Below are 9,227 nucleotides of genomic sequence, written 5' to 3' on the forward strand. Positions count from 1 at the left end.
TTCCAGCTGGCCGAGCGGATTGCGGCGGGCGCCCAGATTTCCAGCGGGGTCGCCTCGCGGGTATCACCGGTGAGGACCAGCCGGTTGCCCCTGGCCTCCGCGCTGCGCACGAGCGCGGGGCCACGGACGAGGGCGGGGCCTTGCCGCCAATAGCGTACCGCCTCCGCCTCATCGGTGAGGATCAACGACAGGGGCGGGCGGCCGCCCCCGTCGATGCGGACGATCGCCCGGCCGTCATGCGGATAGTCGAGCAGCAGGTCGCCCCTGGTCGCGTCGAAGCGGCTCGACACGGTGCCCTCCAGCACGCGGACCTGCGGCGCGGTGGAGTAGCGCAGCACCGTCTCGCCCTGTTCGCCCGCGCGGCCGTAGAGCAGCATCAGGTCGGCGCCGTCCATGGTCAGTGCGGCCTGCAGCTCGGAGGTGGAATAGACCAGCCGCTGCCTGCCGACATTCACCCCCGCCACCAGCCATTTGGCGTCGAAGCCGTTCAGCCGCATCGGGGCGCCGGCGGGAAAGATGTAGCGACCGTCGGGCAAGTCGGCGGTGATCGTGAAACGGTCGTCGGTCTGGCCGTTCGACGGCTTGTGCGTGACCATCAGGAAGCGTGCGTCGGTTTCGGGATTGCGGTTGTGATAGGCCTGCACGTTCGGCGACGACACGGTCACGGCACCCGCGGGCACCATGCCGGCCAGATCGGGCACGGTGGCGATCAGGCCGCCGAGCTGCTTCAGCTCCTCCGCCTTGGGGCGAAGCTCGCGCGCTTCGGAAATGGCGGCGCCGTAATCATAGCTGGTGAAGACGACGGGTGCGGGCAGCCAGCCCCAACTGGTGCCGCCATAGCCCATGTAGAAGCTCTGGATGCCGATGCCGTTGGCAAGATTGGTGCCGTAGAAAACGCGCTGGAACTGCTTGCCGCGCTGGACGGCGTTGCACTCATAGCCGCCGTTGGAGCCCCAATAGTCGAACCAGCCACCACCGAATTCGGCGAGGAAGCCGGGCGTGTTCGGCGAGGCGGAGGCGCCGCCCTTCGCGCCGCCGGGGCCGTAATAGCCCCAGTCGGGTGCCGCGACGCTGCGCGTCGGGTGGCCCTGCACGGTACAGGTGCCGCCGGGATAGCCGTCGAAGGCGTAGAGATCGACCGGGCCCTTCACCACCTTGTCGACCGGTGATGTCGCGGGCGTCCAGTAGCCGTTGCGGCCCTGATCGTTGTGAAAGATCGGCACGGTGATGCCGTCGGCCCGCGCCTTGGCGAACAGATGGTCCATGTAGCGCGCCTGCGCCGGGGTGGTCAGCGCCAGTTCGTTCTCGATCTGGTGCAGGATGACGCTGCCGCGCCGTCCCTGCGCGTCCGGGTTCACCTGATGCCGGGCGATAATCGCGTTGACCTGCGTCAGCCATTCGTCGGCGGCGGCGAGATAGGCGGGTTCGTCGGTGCGGGCGCGGCCGCGCTGGTTGACCAGCCAGCCGGGAAAGCCGCCGCGCGACAGTTCGGCATTCACATAGGGGCCGGCGCGGGTGATGACCCACAGGCCCTCTTCCTCCGCCATGGTCAGCACGCGTTCGACATCGCGGATGCCGGTAAAGTCGTACACGCCCTGTTTGGGGCTGTGATAACCCCAGTCGAAATACAGGGCGACGGTGTTGAAGCCGCTGGCCTTCATCTTTTGCAGCACGTCGCGCCAGAGATCGGGGCTGGGCAGGCGAAACGGGTGAAACTCGCTGGACCAGATGATCCGGCGCGTGTCGTCGATCATCAGCGAGCGGGCGTCGAACGATACCCGGCCGAAGCGTTGCACCGGCGCCTGCAGGTTGGCGGTGGCTTGCGCGACCTGTGCCGGGGCGGGCATCGCTCCCGTCGCTATCGGCGCGGCGAGCAGCGCGGCGATGGCCGCCTTATGCATGGTGGAAGATCAGCGGCAGGGGCCATTCCTTTGGCCGGTTGTCGGGCTCCACCTCCATCAGCGGCGCCATGTACGCCCACCAGCGTTGCATCACCGGATGATCGGGCAGGGTGTCGCGCCTGTTGTCGTCGGCCAGCGTCAGCACGGCGAACAGCGACAGCGTCTCTTCGTCCAGAAAGATAGAATAATCGTGGATGCCGCTTTCCGTCAGCAACGCGGAAAGCTCGGGCCAGATGGCGTCATGACGGCGGCGATACTCGTCGACCACGCCCGGCTTCAGCCGCATCCTGAACGCGTGGATCGTCATGCCACCTCCCGATGAACCATTATTTGGAACTATTATGCAGCAAATGGTATATGGCTTTGGCGGTGCCGTCAAACCCTAACCGTGCCAGAGGGGCGTTCGCCGGATGGCGACGTCGCGTACATGCTCGGTGACGATCGGGGGGCGCGCATCGGGGGTGGCGACCGCCAGGTGCAGGCCGTCGATGCTCAGACCGCGCGCATGGCGCACCCACAGGCCCCAGGCGGGCAGGATGCCGAACATGCTGGGCTCCGGATAGGCGCGCGCCATCTCCGGCGGCCGGCGCGCGGCATCGGCAGGGCTGCCGCCACCGGCGTAGGTCAGGCTGATGTCGTGGAGGCGGATGTCGTCGACGGGGTGGCCGGGCAGCCCGGCGATGGTGGCGGCGAAGCGTGGGTCGATGCCGGTGGCGACGACGCGGCGGATGGTGACACCGCGCAAGGCGCCGATGCCGGTACCGGGCGGGCCGCGGCGCCGGTCGCCGAGGCGGAGGAAGAGGGGGGCGGTGGTCACGCCGTCCATCCATAAGTCTTCGGCCACCACATCCTCGATGCTGCCGCCGTCCACCACCTCCAGCGCGAGGCCGCGGCAGTGATGGAAGTGGCAATGCTGGATGCGGATGCGGCGAAACGCGCCGTTGCTCTCGGTGCCCAGCTTGATGCGGCCGGTCGGCCGGTCGCGGTCGGGCGCCAGTTGCAGGGTGGTGCGGCAGGTGCCGTCGAGCAGGGTGCCGGGGTCGTAGCCCGAGACGGTGCAATGGCGGATGGTGATGTCCTGCGCGGGGTGGACGCTGCCCAGCGCAAGGCTGGTCTTCACCACGATCGCGTCGTCATTGGGGGTGTTGACGCGGCAATGTTCGACCAGCGTGTCGGACACCCCGTCCAGATCGATGCCGTCGCGGTCCGTGTCGATCGTCAGATGGTCGACGTGCAGGCCGTGCGTGCCGGTGGCGAGGATCGCGAAATGGCCGCAGCGGGCCATGAAAAAGCCGGACAGGCGAATGTCGCGCCCGCCGCGCAATGCGATCGCCTTGTTGCCCTGCCCGCGCATCGCGGCGGCCTCCGGCTCCAGGGCGGCGATCTGCGCGGCGGTCATGCCGTCCATCGACACCGGCCGTTCGCCGACCTGCGCGGACCAGCGCGCGCCGGGGCCGTCGCGGGTCAGCCCCTCGCCATCGATCAGGCCGGGGCCGATGATCGCGACCTGCCGGACATCCTCGCCCCAGAACAGGCTGTTGCGCCAATGGCTGTGGCCGAAATCCTGATAGAGCTGCGCCCCGCGATCCTCCGGATCGTCATAGCGGCCCGGATGGCGCGCCGGGTCGGCGGCGACGATCACGGCGCCCGCCTGCAAAAGGATCGTCACCCCGCCGTGCAGCCGCATCGAAAAGCACAGATACCGACCCGGCGGGATCAGCACGGTGCCCCCGCCCGCCATCGCGGCGATGGCCGCGGCGATGGCGGGACTGTCGATCGCCACCCCGTCGCCGCGGGCGCCGTGCGCACGGACATCGGCGATCCGCACGGCGTGCGCGGGGAAGGGCAGCGGTGCTATTGGAGGTTCACGTACAGGCCGCCATCGACCAGCAGCGAGGCACCGGTGACGTAGCGGGCGAGGTCGGAGGCAAGGAAGACGGTGGGGCCGACCAAATCCTCGGGCTGGCCTAGGCGGCCGAGCGGCACGCGCCCCTCCATCGACCGGCGCTTGTTCTCGTCGGCGAGGTCGTCCTTGTTGATGTCGGTCAGGATGGTGCCGGGAAACAGCGAGTTGCAGCGGATATTGTGCCGGCCAAGTGCAATGGCGGCCGACTGCATCAGCGAATGAAGCCCCGCCTTGGTGGGGGTGTAATGCGTCTGATATTCGCCGCCGACAAGCGCAGAGATGGACGACATGGCGATGATCGATCCGCCATCGCCTTGTTCGACCATGCGGTTTGCGGCCGCCTGCACCATAAAATACGCGCCGTGCAGATTTACCCGCATGGTGCGCTCGAACGTTTCGACCGGCATGTCGAGAAAGGCGTGGAATGGGCAGATGCCCGCATTGTTGACGAAGGCGTCGATCCGGCCGAGCGCGTCAACCGCGCGGTCGATGAAGTCCCGCGCGGTCTGCGGATCGGCGACATCGCCCTGAATGGCCACCGCGCGGCGGCCCAGTGCCTCGATCGCCGCCACCGCACCATCGGCGCCCGCCTGATCACGCGAAAAGTTGAGCGCGACGTCGGCACCGTGTTCGGCGCACCCGATCGCGACCGCACGGCCGATCCCTGCGGACGCGCCGGTGACCAGCACGACCTTGCCTTCGAGCAGCATTATCCGTCTCCCTTGTCGCCGTCCGCTCAGTCCGCGGCGGCTTCGTAACCCAGTTCGGCGCTGATCGCGCCGGCGGTGCCGCGCACTTCCTCCGCCAGTTCCGCCATGCGCTCGTCGCTCATATATTGCGCCGCGCTCGACACGCTGATCGCGCCGATGATCTGGCGCGACGCGTTGCGGATGGGGGCGGAGACGCAGCGTATCTGGTCTTCGTTCTCCTCAAGGTCGAACGCGTTGCCGCACTGCGCATAGCCCTGCATCCGCGATCGCCACTGCTCCGGCTCCGCCGGGGGGGCGCCCGCCGCCTGCTCGGCCGCGAAACGCTCCATCCAGTAGGCGGGCGAATGATCGAGCATCAGCGCCTTGCCGAGACCGGTCGAACTCAGCGGATGGCGATCGCCAACCCGGCTGGAAATGTTGATACGGCGGCGTCCGGGCACCTTGTCCAGATACAGTGCGGAATCGCCGTCGAGGATGCCGAGATGCACGGTATCCTCGGTCGAGGCGGCGAGCGTTTCCAGATAGGGGCGGGCGACCTGGACGAGATCGGCCTGGGTTTGGGCGAGGGTGCCGAGCAGGAGGAGCTTGGGGCCGAGGCGGTAGCCGGAGCGGGGGGTGAAGGCGAGGTAGCCGCGATCGACCAGCGCGGACAGCAGCCGGTGCGTCGTGCTCTTGGTCAGGTCCAGCCGCTGCGCCAGTTCGCTGAGCGTCAGCACCTCGTGGCTGACCGCCTCGATCAGGTCGAGGCCGCGCATCAGCGTCTGGCTGCCCGCGCCGATCGATCCGCCGTCCGTCTTGTCCATTGTCGCCATGCCGTCCTCTCGTCCACTCTATAGAACGGGTTCCTGAATGCTGGCAACGTTCATGGCGCGCAGTCAATCTCATATAGTGAATGACAGTTCCGAAAAATCCGGTCATCATCCCCTTCGGGATGGGCAGAGGACGAGGCTGATCGACGATGACGCGGTGGTACGGACTGGTGCTGATGATCGGCAGCATGGCGACGGCGGCTTCGGCACAGCCTTCGCGCGTGGCGGAGCGGCTGGATCGCGGCGTGGTGGCGACGCCGGTGGTGGCGGGTACCGCGGGCGGCGGATGGCTGGTCAGCTGGCGGCTGCTCGGCAGCGACCCGGCGAACATACGCTTTCATGTCTACCGGGACGGACGGCGGATCACGAAACAGCCGCTCGCCAAGGCGACCGCGTTCGTCGATCCGGCGGGTTCGCCGCAGGCGCGCTATACGGTCAAGCCAGTGTCGGATGCGATGAGCGGGCCGGCGCTGATGCTGCCCAAGGGCTATCTGTCCATCGCGCTGACGCCGCCGCCGGGGGGAACGACGCCCGACGGGCAACGCTATGACTATACCGCCAACGACGCCAGCGTCGGCGATCTGGACGGTGACGGGCGCTACGAGATCGTGCTGAAATGGGACCCGACGAACAGCCACGACAACAGCCAGGCGGGCTATACCGGCAATGTCATCCTGGACGCCTATACGCTGGAGGGACGGCGCCTTTGGCGGATCGACCTGGGGCGCAACATTCGCGCCGGGGCGCATTATACGCAGTTCCTGGTCTATGATTTCGACGGGGACGGCCGCGCCGAGCTGGCGTGCAAGACGGCGGACGGTACCGTCGATGGCACGGGCGTGGTGATCGGCGATGCGGCGGCGGACTGGCGGTCCCATGCCGGCGAGGTGCCGCAGGCGGACCGCACCGGCGCGAAAACCCTGCCCGACGGGCGCAAGGTGGCGGTGCTGACCGGGCGTATCCTGAACGGGCCGGAATATCTGACCGTGTTCGACGGGCGGACCGGGCGGGCGCTGGACACCGCCCCCTATGATCCGCCGCGCGGACCCTCCGACGTGGCGACGATGACCGCGACCTGGGGCGACGGCTATGCCAATCGTGCCGACCGTTTCCTGGCGGGCGTCGCCTATCTGGACGGCAAGCGCCCCAGCATGATCTTCGGCCGCGGCTATTATGCGCGCACCGCGGTGGCGGCATGGGACTTTCGCGACGGCAAGCTTGCCAAGCGCTGGCTGTTCGACAGTGCGGCGCCAGGGCAGCAGGATTATGCCGACCGCGGCAACCACCAGTTGAGCATCGCCGATGTCGATGCCGATGGCCGCGACGAGGTGATCTATGGATCAATGGCGATCGACGATACCGGCCGCGGATTGTGGACGGTGCCGCTCTATCACGGCGATGCCATGCATGTCGGCGATCTCGACCCCGCCCGCCCCGGATTGGAGAAATGGGGCGTGCATGAACAGGTGAAGAGCAATGGCGGCATCGGATCGGCGCTGCTCGATGCGCGTACCGGCGAGATCCTGTGGAGCAAGCCGGCGCAGGAGGATACCGGGCGCGGGCTGGCCGCCGATATCGATCCGCGCCATCCGGGCGCCGAGTTCTGGGGATCGAACAGCCGCGACCTGTTCGATGTCGCCGGACGCCGGATCGGTCCGGCGCCGCGCGTCGCCAATTTCGCGATCTGGTGGGATGGCGACCTGCTGCGCGAATTGCTGAATGGAACGACGATCAGCAAGTGGAACTGGACCACGGCGACCGAGACCCCGCTGCTGCATCCCGCCGATGTCGCGTCGAACAACGGGACCAAGGCCAATCCCACGCTGCAGGCCGACATATTGGGCGACTGGCGCGAAGAGGTGATCTGGCGGGCGGCGGACAACCGGTCGCTGCGCATCTACGTCACGCCCTATCCGACGGACCACCGGCTGGTCACGCTGATGCACGACCCGGTATATCGGATGGGGGTGGCGTGGCAGAACGTCGCGTACAACCAGCCACCGCATCTCAGCTACTTCCCGAAGCCGGCGGGCACGGTGGAATGACGTCAGGCGGGCCAGCGGTGATCGCTGGCCCAGCCAAGGAACAGGTCCAGCCAGGGCACGGCCGCACCGTTCCGCCGGTTGGCCGGGGGGCCATGGCCGCCATGTTCGAAGATCAGCAGTTCGGTGGGGATGCGCGCAGAGCGTAGCGCTTCCCATAGCAGCAGGCTGTTGCGGATCGGGACGACGGGATCGTCGGCGTTGCCGGTGATGAAGGTCGGGGGCGTGTCGGCGGGGAGGTTTCGTTCGGTGGAGTAGCGTTGCTGCCACGCGGGATCGGCGGCGTGGGAGCCGAGCAGGCGTTCGCGCGACGCGGCGTGGACGCCGTCGTCGCCCATGGTGACGACCGGGTAGAACAGGCCGGCGACCAGCGGTCTGGCGGACAATGCGTCGTTGGCGTCGACCGGCGCATAGGTCTGCGTGGCGGCCTGGGTGGCGAGGCGGGCGGCGAGGTGGCCTCCGGCGGAAAAGCCGGTGACGGCGACGCGGGCGGAGTCCACCGTCCAGCGCTTGCCGGCCTGGCCGCGGATGAGCCGCATCGCGCGCTGCGCATCCTGGAGCGGTGTGTCCGGACCCGCGGCCCAGCCGTCATGCGGCAGGCGGTAGAGCAGTTCAAAGGCGGTGATGCCGATGGCGGCCAGCCTGCGCGCGACGTCTCCGCCGGTGCGGCCGGTCGCCACGCGGGCATAGCCGCCGCCGGGGCAGATCAGCACCGCCGCACCATTGGGCCGCTCGGGATGGATGACGGTGAGCATGGGCGTGGCGACATGCGGCCAGGCAATGTCGTCGGGCTTGTTTTCGGGTGAGCGGAACACGCTCTGGTCGGTCACGGAAATACCCTCGCCACCGGGCGGGCGGCCCGGCCACAGCGGCAGGCGCTCGACCCGCAGCGCAGGTGAGGCGGCGGCGGCGGCCAGCGGAAGAAGGCCGGTCATGCCGGCGGCGATCAGCGTGCGCCGCGACGTTCCATTCCTGTTCATGCGCATTCCACCTCCCCAACGCCGTTTTCGGCGCGATCGTGCAATGCGCGAACCGCCATTGCAATGGTGTGCGTAACGCCCTTGGCCGTGGATCAGGGATTGATCGGTAGCGGATCGTTGGTACGGTATACGAAATACCGGGCGGCCGACGGGGGCACGCGCCTGGGTTGGGGGGTGATGATGTCGGTACGCTTATCTTTGCTGGTCGGCTTGATCGCGACGCCGGTGGCCGCGCAGCAGGCCGAATGGGAGCGGCCGGAGGTGATCCGCGAAGGCGCGGAGCCGATGCACGCGACCTTTGCCGGGTTCGAGACGAAGCAGGCCGCGCTTCGGGGCGATGTCCGCCGCTCGCGCTATCACCTGTCGCTGGACGGCGACTGGCGGATGAAGCTGGCCCCCAATCCGGAAGCGCGCCCCAAGGGGTTCGAGCAGCCGGGATATGACGTGTCCGGCTGGGGCACGATGCGCGTGCCGGGAATCTTGCAGGCTGAGGGGCATGGCGGACCGGTGTTCGTCGGCAGCGGCTATCCTTTCCCGCGCAACCAGCCGCTGATCGACCATTCCGTGAACGAGGTCGCGTCCTATCGGCGCGACGTAGTGGTGCCGGCGCACTTCGCCGGGCGCCGCATGCTGTTGACCATCGGGGCGGCGGGTGCAGCCTATTATCTGTGGGTGAACGGGCAGCGGGTCGGCTATTCGGAGGACTCCAAGCTGCCGGCCGAGTTCGACGTCACCCGTCAGATGCATGCCGGGCGCAATACGGTGGCGATCGAACTCTATCGCTATGCCGATGGCAGCTATCTGGAGGACCAGGATTTCTGGCGGGTGAACGGGATCGAGCGGAGCGTGTCGCTTTATGCGGCGCCGGCCACGCACATC

At 68.0% G+C, this 9,227-nt stretch carries 8 protein-coding genes; 2 read left to right on the forward strand and 6 right to left on the reverse strand.

The window, feature by feature from the left end; all coding sequences use genetic code 11:
- The 5 genes from OXR08_RS18140 to OXR08_RS18160 form a co-directional block, all read right to left on the reverse strand.
- On the reverse strand, nt 1–1,901 hold a 1,901-nt coding region (locus OXR08_RS18140), incomplete at its 3' end, for a beta-galactosidase (protein ID WP_267352016.1).
- Nucleotides 1,894–2,208 (reverse strand): L-rhamnose mutarotase, encoded by a 315-nt coding sequence (locus OXR08_RS18145; RefSeq protein ID WP_267352018.1) that lies wholly within the window; start codon nt 2,206–2,208, stop codon nt 1,894–1,896. The genes OXR08_RS18140 and OXR08_RS18145, both read right to left, overlap by 8 nt.
- Before the next feature lie 75 nt (nt 2,209–2,283).
- Nucleotides 2,284–3,729 (reverse strand): glycosyl hydrolase family 28-related protein, encoded by a 1,446-nt coding sequence (locus OXR08_RS18150; protein ID WP_267352019.1) that lies wholly within the window; start codon nt 3,727–3,729, stop codon nt 2,284–2,286.
- A gap of 26 nt (nt 3,730–3,755) precedes the next feature.
- Nucleotides 3,756–4,520 carry an SDR family NAD(P)-dependent oxidoreductase gene (locus OXR08_RS18155; RefSeq protein WP_112382343.1) on the reverse strand — a complete coding sequence of 255 codons (765 nt, stop codon included), beginning with the start codon at nt 4,518–4,520 and terminating at the stop codon, nt 3,756–3,758.
- A 23-nt stretch (nt 4,521–4,543) separates the two neighbouring features.
- Nucleotides 4,544–5,329, reverse strand: coding sequence for an IclR family transcriptional regulator (locus OXR08_RS18160; protein ID WP_267352021.1), 786 nt, complete (start codon nt 5,327–5,329; stop codon nt 4,544–4,546).
- Nucleotides 5,330–5,502: 173 nt separating this feature from the next.
- On the opposite strand from OXR08_RS18160, the gene OXR08_RS18165 reads away from it, so the two are divergent.
- Nucleotides 5,503–7,371, forward strand: a complete 1,869-nt coding sequence (locus OXR08_RS18165) for a rhamnogalacturonan lyase (protein ID WP_276589582.1) — start codon at nt 5,503–5,505, stop codon at nt 7,369–7,371.
- A 2-nt stretch (nt 7,372–7,373) separates the two neighbouring features.
- Here OXR08_RS18165 and OXR08_RS18170 read toward each other — a convergent pair whose 3' ends face one another.
- Nucleotides 7,374–8,303: an alpha/beta hydrolase gene (locus OXR08_RS18170; RefSeq protein ID WP_267352024.1), complete on the reverse strand. Its 930-nt coding sequence runs from the start codon at nt 8,301–8,303 to the stop codon at nt 7,374–7,376.
- A 162-nt stretch (nt 8,304–8,465) separates the two neighbouring features.
- Between OXR08_RS18170 and OXR08_RS18175 the strand changes: the two genes are divergently transcribed.
- On the forward strand, nt 8,466–9,227 hold a 762-nt coding region (locus OXR08_RS18175), incomplete at its 3' end, for a sugar-binding domain-containing protein (RefSeq protein WP_346731919.1).

This window comes from Sphingomonas sp. GM_Shp_2, from assembly GCF_026540875.1.
Taxonomy (GTDB): Bacteria; Pseudomonadota; Alphaproteobacteria; order Sphingomonadales; family Sphingomonadaceae; genus Sphingomonas; species Sphingomonas carotinifaciens.